Raw genomic sequence first — 262 nt, 5'->3', positions numbered from 1 at the left:
CACACGTACATGACCGTGCCAAGGACCGGCGATATCCACGCCACCCAGGCGGCGTCCGACAGCGGGTACCCCAGGATCATGGCGAACATCGAGGAGAAACCGACGACGGGGACGGCGATGATGAGCATGATCCAGAACAACCGACGGAACTGGGCGACATGGTCACCGTGTCCCGCGTGCCCGGCCATCCCGCCGTGTCCCGCGTGCCCAGCCATGTCATGCCCGCTGTGCCCGGCCATGTCGTGTCCGGTGTGCTCGCCCA

1 protein-coding gene is annotated in these 262 nt (G+C 66.4%); it reads right to left on the bottom strand.

Translation table 11 applies throughout. From position 1 onward, the window contains the following. Positions 1–215, bottom strand: a 215-nt coding sequence (locus tag AC1RPV_RS07970) for a hypothetical protein (protein WP_481764231.1), incomplete at its 3' end; no start/stop codon positions are given. Positions 216–262: the final 47 nt, after the last annotated feature.

The organism is Dellaglioa sp. CoH-55-MRSF-9 (assembly GCF_056782155.1).
The sequence above is the reverse complement of the archived record's forward strand: the minus strand, read 5'-3'. Positions and strand labels throughout refer to the sequence as shown.